Here is a 19,964-nt window from a genome sequence, read left to right as displayed (position 1 = left end):
GCTTGGTACGTCAGGGACGCTAATGAGACCGGGTGTCCACGAGAAGACCTCGTGACGGCGCGGCGGTGAACGGAGGCCGGAAGACCGCCGTACACCGCCGCGCGCCCGGGTGGCCGGATCGGCCCCGGTCAGCCCTGGTCAGCCCTGGTCAGCCCCCGTCAGCCCCGCATCAGCCCCGGGTCAGCTGCGCTGCCACCGCTGGTTGGGGGCGCCGTTGCCGTACCAGAGGGCGACCGAGCTGCCGGGGGCCGTGGCCTCGCCGGAGACGTCGATGTTGAAGCCGTTCATCCGGTTGGTCACCGTGCCGTCGGCGTTGAAGGTCCACTTCTGGTTGTCGCCGCCGTTGCAGTACCAGATGATCAGCCCGCGCCCGCCGTGGTCGGCGTCCAGGCACATGGTGCCGTAGACCCGCAGCTCCTTCTCCGGGGTGTACGCCCACTGCTGGTTGGGCGAGCCCTCCGTGCACCACCAGACGATCAGCGAGCTGCCGGCCTCCTTGGAGGCGCCGGGCACGTCGAGGCAGTGGCCGGAGCCGACGCCGCGCAGCACGCCGTTCTGGACGGCCGGGCGGCCGGTGCCGAACCAGGCCCAGGCGAGCCGGTCGGCGGCGGACTGGTTGGTGGTGCGCAGGGTGAGGTCGGTGCCGGTGCCCTGGAGCTCGGTGAGGCTGTACCAGTCGCCGTTGCGCAGACCGGGCCAGTAGACCGAGCCCATGCCGAGCTCGCGCAGGGTGTCGGTGTCGCCCTGGAGGTACGCGATCTCGTTCGAGCCGTTGACCGGTCCGTTGTAGTCGAGCCCGCTCGCCAGGTTGGAGCCGAACTCGGTCAGGACCGTGCGGGAGGCGCAGCCGCCGACCTTGGTGCGCAGGTCGGCCGCCCACTGGGCGCGGTCGGTCCAGTCGCCGTGCCAGAAGCCGTAGTGGTGCAGCGAGAGGTGGGTGCCGGCGAGGCGGGAGTCGGCGCAGACCGGGCGCACGTCCTCGCTGTAGCCGGTGCCGCCGACGAAGACCCGCTCGCGGGAGATGTTGCGGCCGTGGGTGCCGAGCCAGCCGGCCGCCACGTCGGTCCACTGGGCGGCCGTGTAGCCGAACGGCTCGTTCATCGGCTCGAAGTAGACCTGCTGGGAGTCCCCGTACTTGGCGAGGATCGTCGTCCACATGGCGTCGTAGGACGCCTGGTCGTCGATCTTCCCGTCCTTGGTGCCCGGGGCCTCCCAGTAGCCGAGGAGGACCTTGACGCCCTTGTGGAGGGCGGCGTCGATGGCGCCGGTGTACGACTGCCAGTACGGGCCGTTGACGGTGGCCGGGTTGACCGGCAGCCGGACCGTGTTGACGCCGAACTTGCTCTGGAACTGCCCGACGATCGCCGCCGACTTGGCGTACGTGGTCGAGAAGTCGTCGGTCTTCGAGAGCCCCGACAGGACCAGCTCGTCACTCGCGTAGTTGTCGCGCGGGTCGGCCCAGTTGACGCCCTGGAACCGGCCGCTGTCCGTGGCCGCGGCGGCCTCGGACGCCAGCGGCCCGGCCTGGAGCCCTATGAGCGAGAGGCAGCCCGCGGCCAGGAAGGCCAGGGCTCTGCGTGAGGTGGATGAGACGGACAAGGCGTTTCCCCGTGGGTTCGATGCGAATGGAAGATCGTTTGCGGATCCGCGCGATCGTATCCACATCGCGCCACCGCATCGCGCCACCGCATCGCGCCTCCGCCCGACGGATCACCCGTGGCTCACCCATGGCTCACCCGCGGCTCAACCCCTCAGCTCCCCCGAACTCGCACCAGACGATCTTCCCGGGGTCCCGCTCCCCCACCCCCCACCGGTCCGCGAGCGCCTCGACGAGCAGCAGCCCGCGCCCGGACTCGCCCGCAGGGGTACGGACGACGGCGGGCGTGCCGTCGCCGCTGTCGTGGACCTCGATCCGGAGCGGGCCGGGGCGCTCCAGGTAGAGGTGGAGCCGGTAGCCGCGGCCCGGCGGGACGCCGTGCCGGAGGGCGTTGGTGGCGAGCTCGCTGACGCACACCAGTACGTCGTCCGTGCGGGCGTCCACTCCCCAGTCGGCCAGCGCCTTGCGGACGAAGTCGCGGGCGAGGGGCACGGAACGGTGCTCGCGGCGGTAGAAAACCTCGCGGAACAGGGGAAGTTCGTCGTTCATGGCGATCACGGTGGCGACGCGCGCCCCACGCGCCCCAGCGCTCCGACCCGTACAAATTCTTTGTACGGGTTCCGGATGCGTCGCGCGGGCGCGGCGCGGGGAATCCACGCCTCATGACAGGCGCGACGAATCCCAGGAAGAAGGTGCCCGCATGGGTGGCGACCGGCGCTTTGGTGGCGCATTACCGGAGACAGGCGGGGATGACCCAGCCCCAGTTGGCCACCGAGGCATGTGTGGCCCTGGAGACGCTCGGCTCGATCGAGCAGGGGCGGCGGGCGCTGCGCCTGGTGCTGGCGGGTGAGTTCGACGGCATCCTGAACACCGGCGGCGCGCTGACGGTGCTGGTGGAGAAGGCGCCGAAGAAGGAGCGCTTCCCGGCGTTCGTGCAGGAGTTCATCGAGCTGGAGGCGCAGGCGCTCAGCCTGTGCTGGTACGAGAACGGCGTCGTCCCCGGCCTGCTCCAGACCCCCGACTACGCCCGCGCGGTCTTCGACTGCCTGTACCCCCCGATCACTCCGCAGGAGGCGGAGGAACGGATGCTCGACCGGCTGGACCGACAGCGGATCTTCGAGCAGAAGCCGTGGCCGCCGATGATGTCCTTCCTGCTGGACGAGTCCGTCCTGGAGCGAGCTATCGGCGGGCGTGAGGTGCTGCGCGACCAGATCCAACACCTGCGCGAGTTGGCCGAACTCCCCTTCCTAGCACTCCAGATCATCCCCAAGGCGCGCACGAAGCACGCCGGGCTCGACGGGCCCATGGTGCTCATCGAGACCCCCGCCCACGAACACGTCGCCTACATCGAGGGCCAGCGGGTGAGCTTCCTCATCGACGATCCCGACGAGGTCGGCATCCTCCAGGCCAAATATGGAATGCTGCGATCGCAGGCCCTGACACCCGAAGACACCATGGGCCTGCTGGATCGTCTGGCAGGAGAGACATGAGCACAGCAGTACTGTCGTGGTTCAAGTCCAGCTACAGCGGCAGCGAGGGCGGCGCTTGCCTCGAAGTCGCCTACGAGTGGCGCAAGTCGAGCTACAGCAGCGATGAGGGCGGCAACTGCCTGGAAGTCGCCTATGACTGGTCCAAGTCCAGCTACAGCGGCGACGAGGGCGGCAACTGCGTCGAGGTGGCCGCTCACCCCGCCGCCGTGCACGTCCGGGACTCCAAGCTGGGCGACGTCAGCCCCGTCTTCACCGTCTCCCCCGCCGCCTGGTCGGGCTTCCTGGCCGAGGTCGGCGAGGTCGCCGAGGTCATCGCCTAGGAGCAGGCGGGCCCCGGCCGCCGGCCGGGGCCCGCCGCGTGGTTCACCTCGGCGGGTCCTCGCCCGTCAGCCCGTCGACGGATTCGCGGATGAGGTCGGCGTGACCGGCATGGCGGGCGTACTCCTCGATGAGGTCGAGGAGGATGCGGCGCAGGTTCGGGCGTTCGCCGCCGCGCGTGACGTAGGCGCCGAGCTGGTCCAGCCCTCCCGCGTCGAGCGCCTCGGCGACGACGGCCCGTGACCGGGCGACCGACTCCGCCCACAGAAGGCGCAGTCGCTCGGGGGTGTCCTCGGCGGCGGAGCGGTAGTCCCAGTCGGGCGTGTCCTCCCAGTCGACGGTGTCCCAGGGAGCCCCGACGGGGGCGCCGAGCCACAGCCGGGCGAAGTGGCTGTCCTCCACGTGCGCCAGGTGCTTGAGCAGACCGCCCAGAGTGAGGGCGGAGGGGCCGAGCGTGGCGCGCAGACCGGCGGCGTCCAGGCCGGAGCACTTCCAGGCGAGGGTGGCCCGCTGCCGTTCGAGGGCGCCGAGGATCGCCGCCGCCTCGGTGCCGGCGAGGGGAGGTTCCGGCCATGCTTCGTTCGTGCTCTCGGTCATGGCCGGAGACCTTAGCGAACAGGTGGGGGCGCGCCCGCGCGAGGGGGCGGATCGCGAGTACCGGCCAGACCTGACGGAATGTCAGCTACCGCTGTCGGGCCGCTGCCAGCATGTCCGGGTCATCGGATCTCCACATGGGAGGACTCGTGAACACCCGACAGATCGCACGGTCGCTCAGCCGCCCCGCCCTCGCGCTCGCCGCCGCCGCCGGACTGCTCCTGGGCGCCGCCGCGACCGGCTCCGCCGCCGCGGAGAAGGCGCCGGCCCCCGTCGACGCCCGCGCCGCGGCCCGCGCCGCCGCCGCCACCGGCGACAAGCCGGTGCCCCGGCCCGGAGTGGACCCCAAGTCCGTCGCACCGCTCGGGATCAACGCGTACGGCTGGATCCGGAACTACAACTCCGGTCTCTGTCTCGCCGTGCCCGGCGGCAGCCAGAACCCCGCCACGCAGCTCAACCAGTACGGATGCGGAAGCTGGGCCGACCACTACTGGGAGGTCCGGTACGAGGGCGACGGGCGCGGCGAGCGCTGGTACTCGGTCCGGAACAAGAACAGCGGCATGTGCCTGTCCGTCGACGCCGCCGGCACCGGCGACCTCGTCCCGGCCACGCAGTACCCCTGCGGCCTGTACGTGGACCAGTACTGGGCGCTCCGCTACGACAGCGCCAAGCAGGCCAACCAGTTCGTGAACTGGAACAGCGGCAAGTGCCTCGCGGTCCTGAACGGCAGAACGGACGCCACGGCGCCCGTCATCCAGTACACCTGCGGCACCTACCGCGACCACTACTGGAAGTAGCCGCGCGGCGCGGCGCCGGGTCCTACAGGAACCGCCGCTCGCGCAGGGCGCGTTCCGTGTCCTCGTACCAGGTCCGGTACGAGGGCACCTGCGCGAGCACGGCGAGATCCGTACGGCGCACCAGCAGCTCCGCGCCGTCGTGCAGCACCTCCGGCCCGTCGCCGCCCAGCAGGGCCTTCCAGACCTCCTTGGGGGTCAGCCTGGTGTTGCCGCCCTTGAGCGCGACGCGCTTCTCCACCGCCTGGGGCCCGGAGTACGGGTACGCGGCGAGCTCGCCCACGACCGACTCCAGGGCCTTCCGGTCGGCCAGCATCCACGACTCGGTCGTCAGGACGGGCACGAGGGGGACGGACACCCCGGCGCGCGGGGCGGCGGCCAGCCGCCGCTCCAGCTCGGCGACCAGCTTGTGGCGGGCCTCGGCGGCGTCCTGGTCGCCGTGGACGAAGACGATGTCGCAGTCGGCCGCGAGCTCCTCGGCCGCCGCCAGGACCCGCTCCGGCCGGTCGTTGGAGCGGACCGGGGAGACCTCGCACGCGAGCACGTCCACCGTCCCCGCGCCGCCCGCGAGCACGAGTTCGTCGAGCTGTCGCTTGACCAGGCTGCGCAGATAGGGCCCGTCGCTGCCCTCGACGAGAAGCCCCGGCAGCAACGTCCTCATTCCCCGGCCCCGTTCAGCTTCCGCAGCAGCCGCTCCACCCGCTCCGGAGACACGCTCTCCCCCGGCTCCCGCTCCCGGTCGAAGGCCCGCAGCGGCCTGGCCACGGTCGCGCGGGAGATCGTCCCGTCGGCCGGATCGACGCGGTCCGCCTGTTCCAGGAAGACGAGGCTGCCGGACAGGTCGTGCCGGAGCGCGCCGAGCAGGGCCGGAGAGTGGGTCGTGGCGATGAGCTGGCGGTACGCGGACGCCTCGGGCAGCACCCCGGTCCCGCGCCGCAGCCGGCGCACCAGCTCGGCGACGTACTCGGGGTTCATCCCGTTCTCGATCTCCTCGACGCACATCCCGCCGGGCCAGCCCGGATCGGCCGCCGCCGCGAGCAGGGCCGCCATGCGCAGCGTGCCGTCCGAGAGGGCGGGCGGCGCCAGCCATCCCGTATGGCTGAAGGCCACCTCGAAGTCGAGCTCCTGGCGGCGCTCGTCGTACACGACCCGTACGTCCTCGACCCCGTCGACCAGCGCGGCGAGATCCGCGACGAACCGGCGCCAGAGCGGCGGGCGCTCCTCGATCCGCTGGAGCACCGGGGCCAGGTTCCCCCCGTCGGGGGCGAGCCGGCCATGGACGAAGGCGGGGGACGGCAGGCGCATGGCCGAGGGATCGAGGACGAGGGGGGCCCAGGACGCGCACTCACGCGCGGCCAGCAGCCGCAGGCCCGCACCGGGATCCCCGAGGAAGGCTTCCGAGTCCTCCGACCGGAGGAACTCCTCCTCTTCGACGGTCAAGGGGCTGCCCAGGGACCCCTGGAGCGGCACGAACGCGGCCTTGTCCGCGGCGATGAACTCCGTGCGGGCCCGCGTCACGGCATCCCGCAGTTCGGCGTCGGGTCCGAAACCGTCCGTCCCCCCGTCGAACTCGCCCACGGTGCCGACCCAGACGCCGCTCTTCGGCCCGAGGGCCACCCGGCCCGACCCGAGGCGCGTGACGAGGAGCCGGATCCGCAGGGGCAGCGGCCCGTAAGGGGACGCCACCAGCGAGCCGACGGTGATGGTCAGCCCCCGGAACTCCCGGCCCTGGTCCTTGCGGAACAGGTCGACGGGCGCCAGCCGCCGGTCCCTGCGGACGGTCTCCTCGAAGCCCCGGTCCGCCGTTCCGGCGACGAGCCGGAGGGCGTCGAGGAGGTTGGACTTCCCGGCCCCGTTCGCACCCAGCATGATCAGCGTCGGCGGCACGTCGAGCCGGAAGTCGCGGAACGACTTGAACCCGTTGATCCGGATCTGGGTGATCATCCTGGGCTCTGCTCCTCGTGTCGCCGTACCTCGGCAGCGTCCCTTCCCACCCTAACGGCGCCGGCTCCCCCGGCCACGTGGGCGCACGCCGTACGACGAAGGCGGCCCCGCACCGGAGTTCCGGTGCGGGGCCGCCCCCGTGAGCCGTACGGGATCAGCCTTCGCTGACGCCCAGCTTCTCCAGGATCAGGTCCTTGACCTTCGCCGCGTCGGCCTGGCCACGGGTGGCCTTCATGACCGCGCCGACCAGGGCGCCGACCGCCGCGACCTTGCCGCCTCGGATCTTGTCCGCGATGGCCGCGTTGCCCGCGATGGCCTCGTCCACGGCCGTGCCGAGCGCGCCGTCGTCGGAGACGACCTTCAGACCGCGCTTCTCGACGACCTCGTCCGGGGTGCCCTCGCCACCGAGGACGCCCTCGATGACCTGGCGGGCCAGCTTGTCGTTCAGGTCGCCGGAGGCGACCAGGGCCGACACGCGGGCCACGTCCGCCGGGGTGATCGGGAGCTCGTCGAGCGCGCCGCCCCGCTCGTTCGCGTTGCGGGCCAGCTCGCCCATCCACCACTTGCGCGCCGACGCCGCGTCGGCGCCCGCCTCGATGGTGGCGACGATCGGCTCGACCGCGCCCGCGTTGAGGATGGCCTGCATGTCCAGCTCGGACACGCCCCACTCCTCGCGCAGCCGGTTGCGGCGCACCCGGGGCAGCTCGGGCAGGGCCGCCCGCAGCTCCTCGACCCAGGCGCGGGCCGGGGCGACCGGGACCAGGTCCGGCTCCGGGAAGTAGCGGTAGTCCTCGGCGTTGTCCTTGATCCGGCCGGAGGTGGTGGAGCCGTCCTCCTCGTGGAAGTGACGGGTCTCCTGGAGGATCGAGCCGCCCGACTGGAGGACGGCCGCGTGCCGCTGGATCTCGAAGCGCGCCGCCCGCTCCACGGAGCGCAGCGAGTTCACGTTCTTCGTCTCCGAGCGCGTACCGAAGGTCTCGGTGCCCTTCGGCATCAGCGACAGGTTGACGTCGCAGCGCATCTGGCCCTTGTCCATGCGCGCCTCGGAGACACCCAGGGCCTTGATCAGCTCGCGCAGCTCCGCGACGTACGCCTTGGCGACCTCGGGAGCGCGCTCGCCCGCGCCGACGATCGGCTTGGTGACGATCTCGATCAGCGGGATGCCGGCCCGGTTGTAGTCGAGCAGCGAGTGCGAGGCGCCGTGGATGCGGCCGGTCGCGCCACCGATGTGGGTGGACTTGCCGGTGTCCTCCTCCATGTGGGCGCGCTCGATCTCCACGCGGAAGATCTCGCCGTCCTCCAGCTGCACGTCGAGGTAGCCGTCGAAGGCGATCGGCTCGTCGTACTGGGAGGTCTGGAAGTTCTTCGGCATGTCCGGATAGAAGTAGTTCTTCCGGGCGAAGCGGCACCACTCGGCGATCTCGCAGTTCAGCGCGAGACCGATCTTGACGGCGGACTCCACGCCGATCGCGTTGACGACCGGGAGCGCGCCCGGCAGGCCGAGGCAGGTCGGGCAGGTCTGGGTGTTGGCGTCCTGGCCGAGCTCGGTCGAGCAGCCGCAGAACATCTTGGTCTTGGTGCCCAGCTCGACATGGACCTCAAGGCCCATGACGGGGTCGTACGCGGCCAGCGCGGCTTCGTACGACAGCAGTTCAGTGACAGTCACGGTGGAACTTCCCTCTCAGCCCAGCAGGACGTCGTCGTCGCCGAGGCGCTTCAGCTCGCGGTACAGGATCGCGAGGCCGGTGACGATGGCGGCGGCGGACACGACGGCGTCGACGAGCTTCAGCGTGTCGTGCTCGGCGCGCGCCTTCCTGACCTGCTTGGCCACGGTGAACGCGCCGAAGGCGGTGGTGCCCATCGACACGTACGTGCCGGTCTTGGACTTCTTGAAGCCCTTGGCCTTCTGCAGTGCACTGGTACTCACAGCGACGGAGCCTCCTCAAGCAGCGGGTGGCCCCACTTTTCCACGAAGGCGGCCTCGACGGCGGCACCGACCTTGTACAGGCGGTCGTCCTTCAGGGCGGGGGCGATGATCTGCAGACCGACCGGCAGCCCGTCCTCCGGCGCGAGGCCGCAGGGCAGCGACATGGCGGCGTTGCCCGCCAGGTTGGTCGGGATGGTGCACAGGTCCGCGAGGTACATCGCCATCGGGTCGTCGGCGCGCTCGCCGATCGCGAAGGCGGTGGTCGGGGTCGTCGGCGAGACGATCACGTCGACCTGCTCGAAGGCGGCCTCGAACTCGCGGGTGATGAGCGTGCGGACCTTCTGCGCCGAGCCGAACCAGGCGTCGTAGTAGCCCGAGCTCAGCGCGTACGTACCGAGGATGATGCGGCGCTTCACCTCGGGGCCGAAACCGGCCTCGCGGGTCAGCGCGGTGACGTCCTCGGCGGAGCGGGTGCCGTCGTCGCCGGCCCGCAGGCCGTAGCGCAGACCGTCGAAGCGGGCCAGGTTGGAGGAGCACTCCGACGGCGCGATCAGGTAGTACGCGGAGAGCGCCAGGTCGAAGGTGGGGCAGTCCAGCTCCACGATCTCGGCGCCCAGCGACTTCAGCAGCTCGACGGACTCGTCGAAGCGCTGCACGACGCCGGCCTGGTAGCCCTCGCCCCGGAACTGCTTGACGACGCCGACGCGCATCCCGGCCACCGAGCCGTTGCGGGCCGCCTCGACGACCGGCGGGACCGGGGCGTCGATGGAGGTCGAGTCCAGCGGGTCGTGCCCGGCGATGACCTCGTGCAGCAGGGCCGCGTCGAGGACCGTGCGGGCACAGGGGCCGCCCTGGTCGAGCGAGGACGAGAAGGCCACCATGCCGTAGCGGGAGACCGCGCCGTAGGTCGGCTTGACGCCGACCGTGCCGGTGACGGCGGCGGGCTGCCGGATCGAACCGCCGGTGTCCGTGCCGATGGCCAGCGGGGCCTCGTACGCGGCGAGCGCGGCCGAGGAGCCGCCGCCGGAGCCGCCGGGGATCCGGGTGAGGTCCCAGGGGTTGCCGGTCGGGCCGTACGCGCTGTTCTCCGTGGAGGAGCCCATCGCGAACTCGTCCATGTTCGTCTTGCCCAGGATGACCACGTCGGCGGCCTTCAGGCGCTTGACCAGCGTCGCGTCGTAGGGCGGGATCCACCCTTCGAGCATCTTGGAGCCGACCGTGGTCGGGATGCCCTCGGTGGTGAAGATGTCCTTCAGCGCCAGCGGGACACCGGCCAGCGGGCCCAGCTTCTCGCCCCGGGCGCGCTTCTCGTCGACGGCGCGGGCCTGGGCCAGCGCGCCCTCGCGGTCGACGTGCAGGAAGGCGTGCACCTTCTCGTCGACGGCGTCGATCCGGGCCAGGTGGGCCTCGGCGACCTGGACGGCGGTGAGCTCGCCGGAGGCGATCTTCGCCGCGGTCTCGGCGGCGGTGAGCTTGATGATGATGCTGTTGTCCGTCATGACTTCTTAGTCCTCCCCCAGGATCTGCGGCACCTTGAAACGCTGCTGCTCCTGGGCCGGGGCGCCGGAGAGCGCCTGCGCGGGGGTGAGCGACGGACGGACCTCGTCCGCGCGCATGACGTTGGTCAGCGGCAGCGGGTGGGAGGTCGGCGGTACGTCTTGGTCGGCGACCTCGGAGACGCGGGCGACCGCGCCGATGATGTCGTCGAGCTGGCCGGCGAAGTGATCGAGCTCTTCGTCGGCGAGTTCCAGACGCGCCAGCCGGGCGAGGTGGGCGACCTCCTCGCGCGTGATGCCAGGCATGCGGATCCTCAGGGGTGCTTGATGGTGTTGGCCCAATCCTAGGGGGCCCGCGCCGCTGCCCGTGAAACGGTTGCCCGCGCCGGTCTCCCGGCGCGGGCGGAGGGTCACTGCACCACGTGTCCCGAGGGGTGCTCGACGGCCGAGGCGGCCTCCAGCGCGGCGGCGGCCGCCGCGATCTCCGAGGGGCGGCGCCAGCCGTGCTCGCCCCGGGCGCGCAGCCAGGCGGTGGTCTCGCCGGGCGGCATGGCGGCGGCCACCAGCCAGCCCTGGACGGCGTCGCAGCCCAGGTCCCGCAGCCGCTCCCAGGTCTCGTCGTCCTCGACGCCCTCGGCGACCACGAGCAGGCCCAGCGAGTGCGCCAGGTCCACCGTGCAGCGGACGATCTCGGCGTCCTCGTTGTCCACGGCGAGCCGGGCCACGAAGGAGCGGTCGATCTTCAGCTCGCTGACCGGCAGGCGGCGCAGGTGGACGAGGGAGGAGTAGCCCGTGCCGAAGTCGTCGAGGGACATCTTGACGCCGTGGCCGGTGAGCCCGGCCATGGTGTCGGCGGCCCGCTGCGGGTCCTCCAGGAGGACGTGCTCCGTTATCTCCAGCTGGAGGGCGCCCGCCGGGACGCCGTGCCGGGCCAGCCGGGCGGCGACGGCGCCCGCGAAGCCGGGGGTGTGCACGTCCCGGGGGCTGACGTTGACCGCGACCGGCACGTTGAGCCCCTGGGCGCGCCAGCGGGCCACCTGGGCCAGGGCGGTCTCCAGGACGTACTCGGTGAGGTGGGGCATCAGGCCCGAGGACTCGGCGATGGCGATGAACTCGTCCGGGGGGACCTTGCCGCGCTCGGGGTGCACCCAGCGGACCAGCGCCTCCAGGCCGGCCACCTGGCCGTCGAAACGGACCTTGGGCTGGTAGTGCAGCTCGACCTCGCCGGCGTCGAGGGCGCGGCGCAGGTCGCCGAGGAGGCCGAGGCGGTCCGGGGTGTTGGAGTCGCGCTTCGACTCGTACACCTCGACGCCGGTGCGGTCGCGCTTGGCCTGGTACATGGCCACGTCGGCGCGGCGCAGCAGTCCCTCGGCGTCCAGGGCGTGCTCGGGGAAGACGGCGACACCCGCGCTGGCCTCCAGGACCAGGGTGAGGCCGTCGAGGTCGAGCGGGGAGGACAGCTCGGCGACCAGGTGGCGGGCGACCCGCTGGGCGCTGGTGGTGGAGTCGGCGGTGGGCAGCAGGACGGCGAACTCGTCGCCGCCGAGCCGGGCGGCCTCGGCGCCGCGCGGCAGGGCGAGCCGGAGCCGCTCGGCGATCTGGAGGAGCAGCCGGTCGCCCGCGAGGTGCCCGAGGGTGTCGTTGACCGAGCGGAAGCGGTCGAGGTCGATGAGGACGAGCGCGGAGCGCACGCCCTGGCCCTCGGCCTCCTCCAGGGCCGTCCAGGTGCGTTCCAGCAGCCACTGGCGGTTGGGCAGGCCGGTGAGCGGGTCGCGGAGCTGCTCCTCGGCGCGGGCGCGGGCGATCCACAGGGTGGAGTCGAGGGCGATCAGCGGGACGACGAAGAGGGGCAGCAGGGCCGGGTGGGCGACGGCGACGACGCAGATCAGGGGCGCGATGCCGAGCAGGGCGACGGCGACCAGGCCCTGCCGGAGCAGGGCGGTGCGGGCGGCGGTGGGCAGCGAGCCGCCCTGGGGGGCGAGGGCGTACCACAGGAGCAGCCGGGTCACCACGAGGTAGGCGACGGCGGCGAGGACCACTTCCGGTACGTCGGCGATCCCCCAGTCGAGGGGCCGCCAGGGGTTCTCGACGGTCGGGACGTCGCCGAAGGTGGCGAGGACGAGGGCGGCGGCGCAGGCGCCGATGACGTCGACGGCGCCGTGCAGCAGGCCGTGCCGCCAGCGGTGGCGGCGGGCGGCGGCGACGAGGACGACGACGGAGAGCGAGATCAGACAGGCGGGCACCCAGCCGTAGAGCAGCAGGACGGCCAGGGTGAGGGCGGCGCCGGAGCCGGTGCCGCCCCACCAGCGGTCGCGGCCGAGGGCGACCAGATGGCCGACGATGAGGCCGGTGAGGACGGCGAGGGACCAGCCGGCGCCGCCGCCGGGGAAGAGCCCCTGGCCGGTGCTGAGCGTCCGGTAGAGCCCGGCGGCGAGCACGACGGCGGCGATGCCCACCAGCACTCCGGGCAGCCCGGAGGTGATGCCCACGAACGCCGCACGGCCTTGGGGCCGTGCGACCGGGGCGGCACTCTCGGTCGGTTTCATTCCCGTCCCTCTCACAGCCGGCGGTGCCGTCGCAACGCGGGGGCCGTCGTCATGCCACTGTCATGCCGCTGGGCCGTCCTGCCGCCGCTCGTCGTACCGCGTGTCCTGCTCCTGCCGCCCGGCAGGGCCCTCACACGGCCGTGCGCGGCGGACGCACGGTCACCACACTAGGCCGCGGAGGGCTTCTACGGGCAGCGCTCTCCATGTCTTGCCCGAATGCGACCCGGCCACCCGTAACGATCTGGTATGCGCTGAACGGGTGAGCTTTCAGGGGCTGTCGGGGAGCTGTTCGTCTCCCGGGAGCGCCGCCTCCCGCGCCGCGTCGGGACCCTGTTCGAGCAGGACGGCGAAGCCCTCCTCGTTCAGAACCGGAACCTTCAGCTGCATCGCCTTGTCGTACTTCGAGCCCGGGTTGTCGCCGACAACGACAAAGGCGGTCTTCTTCGAAACGGAACCCGTCACCTTCGCTCCTAGGGCTTGGAGCGACTCTTTTGCGCCATCCCTGGTGAAGTTCGCCAGGGTGCCCGTCACGACCACCGTCAGACCGTCCAGCGGACGCGGCCCGGTCTCCTCGCCGGCGCCCTCGTCCTCCAGGCTCACCCCCGCCGCGCGCCACTTGCGCACGATCTCGCGGTGCCACTCCTCGGCGAACCACTGCTTCACCGCCGTCGCGATGATCCCGCCGACCCCGTCGACCGCCGCCAGCTCCTCCTCCGTCGCCTGCTCGATCCGCTCCAGCGAACGGAACTCGCGGGCCAGCGCCTCGGCCGCGACCGGGCCCACGTGCCGGATCGACAGGCCGTTGATGAAGCGGGCCAGCGGGCGGGTCTTCGCCGCCGCGATGTTCTCCAGCATGGCCAGCGCGTTCTTCTTCGGCTCGCCCTTCTGGTTGGCGAAGACCGTGACGATCTTCTCCTCGCCGGTCTTCGGGTCCCGCTTGGGCAGCCCGCTGTCCGGATCCAGCACATACGCCTTGATCGGCAGCAGCCGCTCGATCGTCAGGTCGAACAGATCGCCCTCGTCCGCCAGCGGCGGCTCGGCCGGCTCCAGCGGACGGGTGAGCGCCGCCGCCGCGACCGCCCCGAAGTTCTCGATGTCCAGGCACTGGCGCCCGGCCAGGAAGAACAGCCGCTCCCGAAGCTGGGCGGGGCACGTCCGCGCGTTGGGGCAGCGCAGATCGATGTCCCCCTCCTTCATCGGCTTCAGCGGCGTGTCGCACTCCGGGCACGTCGCCGGCATCACGAACTCCCGCTCGCTGCCGTCCCGCAGGTCCGCCACCGGGCCCAGGATCTCCGGGATCACGTCACCGGCCTTGCGCAGCACGACCGTGTCCCCGATGAGCACGCCCTTGGCCTTCACCACCTCCTGGTTGTGCAGGGTGGCGAACTCGACCTCGGAACCGGCCACCGTCACCGGCTCGACCTGCGCGTACGGCGTGACGCGCCCGGTGCGGCCGACGCCGACCTTGATGTCGAGCAGCTTGGTGTTGACCTCCTCCGGCGCGTACTTCCAGGCGATCGCCCAGCGCGGGGCGCGCGCCGTGGAGCCGAGCCGGCCCTGGAGCGGGATCTCGTCCAGCTTGACGACGACCCCGTCGATCTCGTGCTCCACCGAGTGCCGGTTCTCGCCGAAGTACGCGATGAACTCCCGTACGGCCGCCAGCGAGTCGACCACCCTGTTGTGCCGGGCGGTCGGCAGGCCCCACTCGTGCAGCAGCTCATAGGCATGGGACAGCTTGTCGATGTCGAAGCCCTCGCGGGCGCCGATGCCGTGCACCACCATGTGCAGCGGGCGCGTCGCCGTCACCTTCGGGTCCTTCTGGCGCAGCGAACCCGCCGCCGCGTTGCGCGGGTTGGCGAAGGGCTTGTCGCCCGCCTCGACCAGGCGCGCGTTCAGCCCCTCGAAGGCGTCCATCGGGAAATAGACCTCGCCCCGGATCTCCACCAGCGCCGGGATCCGGTCCCCGCTCAGCCGCTCCGGGACGTCCGCGATGGTCCGCACGTTCGGCGTGATGTCCTCGCCGGTGCGGCCGTCGCCCCGGGTCGCGGCCCGGGTCAGCCGGCCGTGCTCGTACGTCAGGTTGACCGCGAGGCCGTCCACCTTGAGCTCGCACAGATAGTGGAAGTCCGACGTGCCCACGTCCCGGCCGACGCGCTCGGCCCAGGCGGCGAGCTCCTCGTCGTCGAAGGCGTTGTCCAGCGAGAGCATCCGCTCCCGGTGCTCCACGGAGGTGAACTCCGTCTCGTACGCCCCCGCGACCTTCTGCGTCGGCGAGTCCGGCGTGCGCAGCTCCGGATACTCCTCCTCCAGGGCCTCCAGGGACCGCAGCAGCCGGTCGAACTCGGCGTCGCTGACGACCGGCTGGTCCTTCACGTAGTACCGGAAGCGGTGCTCCTCGACCTGCTCCGCCAGCTCGGCGTGCTTCTCCCGCGCCTCCGCGGGGGCCCCCTGCTCGACTGCCACCGTTCCTCGTCCTCCCGATGCCTGAATCCCGGTCGTCCCGGCCGCCCCGGTCACTCTGGGTTGTCCGCGAGCGATCTCGCCGCCCGGACGCAGTGGGCGAGCGCCTTGCGGGCGTACGCCGGAGAGGCACCCGCGAGACCACAGGTCGGGGTGATCACCACGGACCGCGCGAGCGTCCCCGGATTCAGCCCCAGCCTGCGCCACAGCGTCCTGACACCCATGACGCTACCGCCCGGGTCCGACAATGCCCCCGAGGCCGGGTCCGTGGACGGCACCACACCGGCGAGAAGCACGGTCCCGCCCTCCACCGCCTCGCCGATCGGCTCCTCGTCACGCTCGGTGAGCAGCCCGAAGTCGAACGAGACACCGGCCGCGCCGGCCCGGCGCAGCAGCCCGAACGGCACGCCGGGCGCGCAGGAGTGCACGACCGTGGGCCCGTCGTGGACCGCCATCACCTCGCGCAGCGTCCCCTCCACCACCTGCCGGTCCACGGCCCGGTGGGTGCGGTAGCCGCTGGCGGTGCGGACCTGCCCGAGCAGCACCGAGGTCAGCGAGGGCTCGTCGAGCTGGAGCACCACCCGGGCGCCCGGGACGCGGCGGCGCACCTCGGCGAGGTGCCCGCGCAGCCCCTCGGCGAGCGAGCCCGCCAGGTCCCGTACGGCCCCGGGGTCGCCCAGCATCGCCTCGCCGCCGCGCAGCTCCAGGGCGGCGGCGAGCGTCCACGGCCCCACCGCCTGGACCTTCAGCGGCCCTTCGTAGCCCTGGGTGAACTCCTCCAGGGCGTCCAGGTCCTCCCCCATCCAGGACCGGGCCCTGCGGGTGTCCCGCCCCGGCCGGTCGCCGATCCGCCAGCCGCTCGGCTCCACGTGCGCGTACAGCTCGACGAGCAGCCCCGCCGTCCGCCCGATCATGTCGGCGCCGGGCCCCCGCGCGGGCAGCTCCGCCAGGAACGGGAACTCCTCGAAGGACCCGGTCACGGTCTTGGCGGCCTCGCGGGCGTCGCCGCCGGGCAGGGAGCCGACGCCGGTGGCGGGGCCCCAGGGGAATGCGTTCTCGTCGCTCTTCTCGCTCACCGGGGAAGCGTACGTGGCGGCGCCGGGCGCGTGGTGAGGGTGGCGGGAGCCGCGCCCCCGCCACCCCTGGTCAGCGGGTCAGCGTCCCGGCCGGACCGACAGGTCGTTGACCTCGGCGTCGCGCGGCAGGTCGATCGCCATGACGATGCTGGTGGCCACCGACTCGGGGTCGATCCAGCGGGCCGCGTCGTACTCCTTGCCCTCCTGCTGGTGCACCTTCGCCTGCATGGGGCTGGCCGTGCGGCCCGGGTACACGGAGGTGACCCGCACCCCGTTGGCGTGCTCCTCGTGGCGCAGCGAGTCGGCGAGCGCCTTGAGGCCGTGCTTGGAGGCGGCGTACGCGCTCCACTCGGCGTGCGCGGCGAGCCCGGCGCCCGAGTTCACGAAGACGACGTGGCCCTGGCTGAGCCGGAGCTGGGGCAGGAAGTGCCGGGTGAGCTCGGCGGGGGCGACGAGGTTCACGTTGAGCTGGTGGTGCCAGGTCTTCGGAGTGAGCTCGCCGACCGCCCCGAGGTCGATGACGCCCGCGATGTGCAGCAGGGTGTCGATCCGGTCCGGCAGCGTCTGGTGCGAGAACGCCCAGGACAGCCGGTCCGGGTCCGCCAGGTCGCCGACGAGCGTCCGCGCCCCCGGGAACTCCGCCGCCAGCTCCTTGGCCCGGCCCGCGTCCCGCGCGTGCAGGACGAGCTCGTCCCCGCGCGCGTGCAGCCGCCGCGCGACGGCGGCACCGATGCCGGAGCCCGCTCCGGTAATCACATGAATTGCCATGGCCCCCATGGTGTCAGCTCACGGGGCTCAGGAACGGGGGGTTCCGGCAGACCAGAAATCGGATTGGATGTTGGGGGTGGGGACGGCACCGTACGGATAGGCTGGCCCCTTGGGCACGGCGGCCGGCTCAGGGACGCCGGACTTCGCGACACACGGGGTGGTGACGTCGAAGAACGCCTGTCCCTTGTGCCCGATCGTCAGGTCGAACTCGAAGCCGTCGGGCGTCCTGGCGAAGACGGACGGCATCTCCCGGTCGTCGTTCACACCGGTGATCTCATACCCCCTCCCCTTCCAGAAGCGCTCGACCACCCCGAGGAAGGCGCCACGCCGCTGCTCGGAGATCACGGTCGTGACGGTCCGGCGGCGGGTCACCGTGCAACTGCCGCTCGTCCAGGTGTCATGGGCCCACTGGACCTCGGGCACGACCGCGCCCAGGGTCGCGTCCAGCATCGCGTCGGCCCGCTCCGCCGCCTGCCGCATGTCCATGTCCGTCTTCGCTCCTCGGTCCTCGGTACCGCCGCACCCGGCCAGCAACATGCCCGCCAGCACGACGGGCGCGGCTCGTCTCACCACCCGCCCCGTTCGCGTCATCGGTGTTCCTCCGTAGTGATCTGCCCGGACCGGCCCGCGACGATCCTGGCGATGTTGTTCGCGGACTCGGGGTCCAGTTCCGGGGTGAAGTACTGGGAGTGGGCATCGAAACCCCCGCCGTTCACGATCATCCTCGGTCCGTCGTCCACCTTGAAGCGCTGTGCCCCGAAGGCCTCGCTCGCCGGGTCCTTGCCGAAGTACACGTCGTCGTCTCCGATATCGAAGAGATCCCGGCCGACGAGGACGCCCACCGGGCCTCCGGTCACCCAGCCCCATGCCGCCTCACCCTTGGTCGGCAGGTGGGTGACCGGGTCGTTGTCCGCCGCGCCGACGAAGACGTGCCCCTTCCCCACGCCGAGCTCCGTCGCCTTCTGCGCGTCCACGCCGGGGCTGCCGAGCAGGATGACGTCGTCCACACCCGGAATCCCACCGGACTGCTTGGCGGCGGTGCCGACCGTGAGAGATCCGTAGGAGTGGCCGATCGCCGTCACATGCGGGTCCGCGTTCCCGTTCGTCGCCAAGAGCCCCGCCATGAACTGGTTGTACGCGGGGGCTCCCCGCTGGGCGTCGCCCTTGGACATGACGTCCACGTTCTGCGGGGCGTCGTAGCCGAGCCAGACGATCGAGGCGCTGGAGGGATCGAAGCGCCGGGCACCCCTCGCCGTGTCCTGGGCCCGCTTCATCGTGTCCTCGGCGAAGTCGGGGTTCAGCTCGGTGCCCAGGCCCGGCACGTACGCCGAGACGTTCTTCGACGTGTCCGGGTTTCCGTACGAGACGATCGCGCGTCCGTTTCCCTCGCCTCCGATGCCCAGCAGGAACATGGGCGGATCGCTGGGCCTGTCCAGCTTGTCCTGGATGATGCGAAGGGCGTCCAGCTTCGTCCCCGCGTCGTCCCCGCCCTGCCGGGCCAGCTCGTCCATGAGGATCGGCAGGTACGTGCGGTTCGCCTCGTCGCGGGCGGCGGCCGGGATGCCGTCCAGGCCGCCGACCAGGTCCGGCGCCACTTCCAGGTACTCCTGGCGCTGCTCGTCGGTGAGGCCGTCCCACCACTTCTTGCGTTCGGCGGGGCTCTTGTCCTCGGGAACGTCCGCGCCGAGGTGCGTGCCGGCGGTGGAGCGGACGTCGGCGGTGTCCCGGACGACGTCCTTCAGCGTGGCCTCGGTGACGTCGAGGCCACTCTCCGCCTTGAGGCCGCTCAAGGTCCTGGCGTACCGGGCGTCGATCTCCCGCGCGGACCGCACGGCCCGGGCGATGCGGTCGGCCACGTCCTGCGCCTTCGCCGCGTTCGGGTTGAGCGGCTTGAGGCCCTGGTGGCCCGGGTAGAGCGGCGACTGTCCGCCGGTACCGGGGCCGGGAGGTTCCAGCGGGAGGCGGGCGCTGCCCGGCACGCTGCCGCCCGGAGCCTGCCGCTTCGCCCCGGTCAGGTCCTCCACCTCGGCGTCGGGATAGCGGACCGAGCCGTCCTCGTGGACCGTGAAGCCCAGGACGGCGGCGTCCGCGAGGGCCTGCTTCAGTTGGTTCTGCGGCTCGGCGAGGTCGCCCGCGAGTCCGTTGAGCGCGGTACGGACGAGTCCGCACTCGGTGTGCAGGTACCGGAAGTTTTGGCTGAGGCGCTGGAGACGCCTGAGGGCCGCCTCCGCCGACTCGCTCTCCTGGGTCTCGCGGAGCTTCGCGGACATCGCGCGGTCGACCCGGACGCGGTCGGAGTCGGAGCGGTTCGACACCGCGTGCCAACTGTCCCCCGCTTCCGTGAACTCGGACGTCCTGAGGTCCCGCAACTGCTGCCAGGTCAGGGTTCCGGTCACCGGCGCTCACCGGCCCGGCCGCCGCCGTCGACGGCCTTCAGGGACATCTCGATCGCGGTCTCGGTCTCGCCCATCTCCTTGGCGACCGAGAGCAGCGGCCCCTTGAGCCGCTCGCACTCGTCCCGCACCGCCGTCAGGCGCTCCTCCCAGGACGTCAGGACGCCCTTGAGCACGGCGGCGGAGGCCAGCCCTGCGGCCCCCGCCCCGATCCCCTCGTGGCCGGAGCCGAGCGCCGAGCGGCTGGTCTCCGTGCTGGTGCGCAGCTCGGCGGCGGTGCCGGAGGCGCCGGTCCAGGGGCCGCCGCTGTGCTTGAGTCCGCCGCTCCCGCCGGCGGACGCCGGTGCGGTGGAGGCGAGACGCGTCGCCGGGCCTTCGGCGACCGGCCCGAACAGCTCCCGCCAGCGTTCCGAGTAGGACATGGCTCCCCCGTACCTCTCCGTGCTCCGCCCCAGGAATCGAGACGCTAGCGCAGTTCACCCGGCCGTACGCGATCGCGAAGCGAGACCCGGGGAAAAAGAGCTCGACCGCATACCAAGGCGGGATGGCCCCGCGCAAGAG

Annotated in this window: 19 protein-coding genes; 3 read left to right on the top strand and 16 right to left on the bottom strand. The window is 72.0% G+C overall.

Features of this window, described 5'->3' with window-relative positions; translation table 11 throughout:
• Positions 1 to 180: 180 nt before the first annotated feature.
• Together ACZ6J5_RS26680 and ACZ6J5_RS26675 are read right to left on the bottom strand one after the other, a co-directional pair.
• A complete protein-coding gene (locus tag ACZ6J5_RS26680) occupies positions 181 to 1,599 on the bottom strand; it encodes a ricin-type beta-trefoil lectin domain protein (RefSeq protein WP_469395619.1) in 1,419 nt (472 codons plus the stop codon).
• Positions 1,600 to 1,732: 133 nt separating this feature from the next.
• Positions 1,733 to 2,146: an ATP-binding protein gene (locus ACZ6J5_RS26675; RefSeq protein WP_469395617.1), complete on the bottom strand. Its 414-nt coding sequence runs from the start codon at positions 2,144 to 2,146 to the stop codon at positions 1,733 to 1,735.
• A 200-nt stretch (positions 2,147 to 2,346) separates the two neighbouring features.
• On the opposite strand from ACZ6J5_RS26675, the gene ACZ6J5_RS26670 reads away from it, so the two are divergent.
• Positions 2,347 to 3,087 carry a DUF5753 domain-containing protein gene (locus ACZ6J5_RS26670; protein ID WP_469395615.1) on the top strand — a complete coding sequence of 247 codons (741 nt, stop codon included), beginning with the start codon at positions 2,347 to 2,349 and terminating at the stop codon, positions 3,085 to 3,087.
• Positions 3,084 to 3,407: a DUF397 domain-containing protein gene (locus tag ACZ6J5_RS26665; protein ID WP_469395613.1), complete on the top strand. Its 324-nt coding sequence runs from the start codon at positions 3,084 to 3,086 to the stop codon at positions 3,405 to 3,407. The genes ACZ6J5_RS26670 and ACZ6J5_RS26665 overlap by 4 nt, the downstream gene beginning before the upstream one ends.
• Positions 3,408 to 3,450: 43 nt before the next feature.
• Here the strand turns inward: ACZ6J5_RS26665 and ACZ6J5_RS26660 are convergent, their stop codons facing one another.
• Entirely contained in the window at positions 3,451 to 4,002 is a 552-nt protein-coding gene (locus tag ACZ6J5_RS26660) for a DinB family protein (protein WP_469395612.1), read from the bottom strand.
• Between the two features lie 146 nt (positions 4,003 to 4,148).
• Here ACZ6J5_RS26660 and ACZ6J5_RS26655 point away from each other — a divergent pair, with 146 nt between their 5' ends.
• The gene (locus ACZ6J5_RS26655; protein ID WP_469395610.1) at positions 4,149 to 4,796 is read left to right on the top strand and encodes an RICIN domain-containing protein; all 648 of its coding nucleotides are present in this window, start codon (positions 4,149 to 4,151) and stop codon (positions 4,794 to 4,796) included.
• A gap of 22 nt (positions 4,797 to 4,818) precedes the next feature.
• Here the strand turns inward: ACZ6J5_RS26655 and ACZ6J5_RS26650 are convergent, their stop codons facing one another.
• The 13 genes from ACZ6J5_RS26650 to ACZ6J5_RS26590 all read right to left on the bottom strand — a co-directional run bounded on the left by ACZ6J5_RS26650 (position 4,819) and on the right by ACZ6J5_RS26590 (position 19,825).
• Positions 4,819 to 5,454: a hypothetical protein gene (locus tag ACZ6J5_RS26650; protein ID WP_469395608.1), complete on the bottom strand. Its 636-nt coding sequence runs from the start codon at positions 5,452 to 5,454 to the stop codon at positions 4,819 to 4,821.
• Positions 5,451 to 6,737 (bottom strand): AAA family ATPase, encoded by a 1,287-nt coding sequence (locus tag ACZ6J5_RS26645; protein ID WP_469395606.1) that lies wholly within the window; start codon positions 6,735 to 6,737, stop codon positions 5,451 to 5,453. Before ACZ6J5_RS26645 ends, ACZ6J5_RS26650 begins: the two co-directional genes overlap by 4 nt.
• Positions 6,738 to 6,891: 154 nt before the next feature.
• Positions 6,892 to 8,403, bottom strand: a complete 1,512-nt coding sequence (gatB, locus tag ACZ6J5_RS26640; RefSeq protein ID WP_469395605.1) for an Asp-tRNA(Asn)/Glu-tRNA(Gln) amidotransferase subunit GatB — start codon at positions 8,401 to 8,403, stop codon at positions 6,892 to 6,894.
• Between the two features lie 15 nt (positions 8,404 to 8,418).
• On the bottom strand, positions 8,419 to 8,598 hold the full coding sequence (locus ACZ6J5_RS26635; RefSeq protein WP_469395709.1) for a hypothetical protein: 180 nt from the start codon (positions 8,596 to 8,598) through the stop codon (positions 8,419 to 8,421).
• Between the two features lie 62 nt (positions 8,599 to 8,660).
• On the bottom strand, positions 8,661 to 10,163 hold the full coding sequence (gene gatA / locus ACZ6J5_RS26630) for an Asp-tRNA(Asn)/Glu-tRNA(Gln) amidotransferase subunit GatA (RefSeq protein ID WP_469395603.1): 1,503 nt from the start codon (positions 10,161 to 10,163) through the stop codon (positions 8,661 to 8,663).
• Between the two features lie 6 nt (positions 10,164 to 10,169).
• Entirely contained in the window at positions 10,170 to 10,466 is a 297-nt protein-coding gene (gene gatC, locus ACZ6J5_RS26625) for an Asp-tRNA(Asn)/Glu-tRNA(Gln) amidotransferase subunit GatC (protein WP_362470412.1), read from the bottom strand.
• Positions 10,467 to 10,570: 104 nt separating this feature from the next.
• A complete protein-coding gene (locus ACZ6J5_RS26620) occupies positions 10,571 to 12,706 on the bottom strand; it encodes a putative bifunctional diguanylate cyclase/phosphodiesterase (protein ID WP_469395600.1) in 2,136 nt (711 codons plus the stop codon).
• A 267-nt stretch (positions 12,707 to 12,973) separates the two neighbouring features.
• Positions 12,974 to 15,169: an NAD-dependent DNA ligase LigA gene (gene ligA / locus ACZ6J5_RS26615; protein WP_469395598.1), complete on the bottom strand. Its 2,196-nt coding sequence runs from the start codon at positions 15,167 to 15,169 to the stop codon at positions 12,974 to 12,976.
• Positions 15,170 to 15,219: 50 nt separating this feature from the next.
• A complete protein-coding gene (locus ACZ6J5_RS26610) occupies positions 15,220 to 16,242 on the bottom strand; it encodes a methionine synthase (RefSeq protein WP_469395596.1) in 1,023 nt (340 codons plus the stop codon).
• A gap of 78 nt (positions 16,243 to 16,320) precedes the next feature.
• Positions 16,321 to 17,019, bottom strand: a complete 699-nt coding sequence (locus ACZ6J5_RS26605; protein WP_469395595.1) for an SDR family oxidoreductase — start codon at positions 17,017 to 17,019, stop codon at positions 16,321 to 16,323.
• Positions 17,020 to 17,037: 18 nt separating this feature from the next.
• Positions 17,038 to 17,496, bottom strand: coding sequence for a hypothetical protein (locus tag ACZ6J5_RS26600; protein ID WP_469395593.1), 459 nt, complete (start codon positions 17,494 to 17,496; stop codon positions 17,038 to 17,040).
• Between the two features lie 101 nt (positions 17,497 to 17,597).
• Positions 17,598 to 19,406 (bottom strand): alpha/beta hydrolase, encoded by a 1,809-nt coding sequence (locus ACZ6J5_RS26595; RefSeq protein ID WP_469395591.1) that lies wholly within the window; start codon positions 19,404 to 19,406, stop codon positions 17,598 to 17,600.
• Positions 19,403 to 19,825 (bottom strand): hypothetical protein, encoded by a 423-nt coding sequence (locus ACZ6J5_RS26590; RefSeq protein ID WP_469395589.1) that lies wholly within the window; start codon positions 19,823 to 19,825, stop codon positions 19,403 to 19,405. The genes ACZ6J5_RS26595 and ACZ6J5_RS26590 overlap by 4 nt, the downstream gene beginning before the upstream one ends.
• Positions 19,826 to 19,964 lie beyond the last annotated feature (139 nt).

Source organism: Streptomyces sp. NPDC042100, from assembly GCF_055582325.1.
This window is presented reverse-complemented; position numbering and strand designations above follow the sequence as displayed.

Excerpts from the sequence above, each read along its gene's own strand:
- ACZ6J5_RS26675 (WP_469395617.1), bottom strand. The coding sequence starts at position 2,146 with ATGAACGACGAACTTCCCCTGTTCCGCGAGGTTTTCTACCGCCGCGAG.
- ACZ6J5_RS26670 (WP_469395615.1), top strand. The coding sequence starts at position 2,347 with ATGACCCAGCCCCAGTTGGCCACCGAGGCATGTGTGGCCCTGGAGACG.
- ACZ6J5_RS26665 (WP_469395613.1), top strand. The coding sequence starts at position 3,084 with ATGAGCACAGCAGTACTGTCGTGGTTCAAGTCCAGCTACAGCGGCAGC.
- ACZ6J5_RS26660 (WP_469395612.1), bottom strand. The coding sequence starts at position 4,002 with ATGACCGAGAGCACGAACGAAGCATGGCCGGAACCTCCCCTCGCCGGC.
- ACZ6J5_RS26650 (WP_469395608.1), bottom strand. The coding sequence starts at position 5,454 with ATGAGGACGTTGCTGCCGGGGCTTCTCGTCGAGGGCAGCGACGGGCCC.
- ACZ6J5_RS26645 (WP_469395606.1), bottom strand. The coding sequence starts at position 6,737 with ATGATCACCCAGATCCGGATCAACGGGTTCAAGTCGTTCCGCGACTTC.
- ACZ6J5_RS26635 (WP_469395709.1), bottom strand. The coding sequence starts at position 8,598 with ATGGGCACCACCGCCTTCGGCGCGTTCACCGTGGCCAAGCAGGTCAGG.
- gatA (WP_469395603.1), bottom strand. The coding sequence starts at position 10,163 with ATGACGGACAACAGCATCATCATCAAGCTCACCGCCGCCGAGACCGCG.
- gatC (WP_362470412.1), bottom strand. The coding sequence starts at position 10,466 with ATGCCTGGCATCACGCGCGAGGAGGTCGCCCACCTCGCCCGGCTGGCG.
- ACZ6J5_RS26620 (WP_469395600.1), bottom strand. The coding sequence starts at position 12,706 with ATGAAACCGACCGAGAGTGCCGCCCCGGTCGCACGGCCCCAAGGCCGT.
- ACZ6J5_RS26605 (WP_469395595.1), bottom strand. The coding sequence starts at position 17,019 with ATGGGGGCCATGGCAATTCATGTGATTACCGGAGCGGGCTCCGGCATC.
- ACZ6J5_RS26600 (WP_469395593.1), bottom strand. The coding sequence starts at position 17,496 with ATGGACATGCGGCAGGCGGCGGAGCGGGCCGACGCGATGCTGGACGCG.
- ACZ6J5_RS26590 (WP_469395589.1), bottom strand. The coding sequence starts at position 19,825 with ATGTCCTACTCGGAACGCTGGCGGGAGCTGTTCGGGCCGGTCGCCGAA.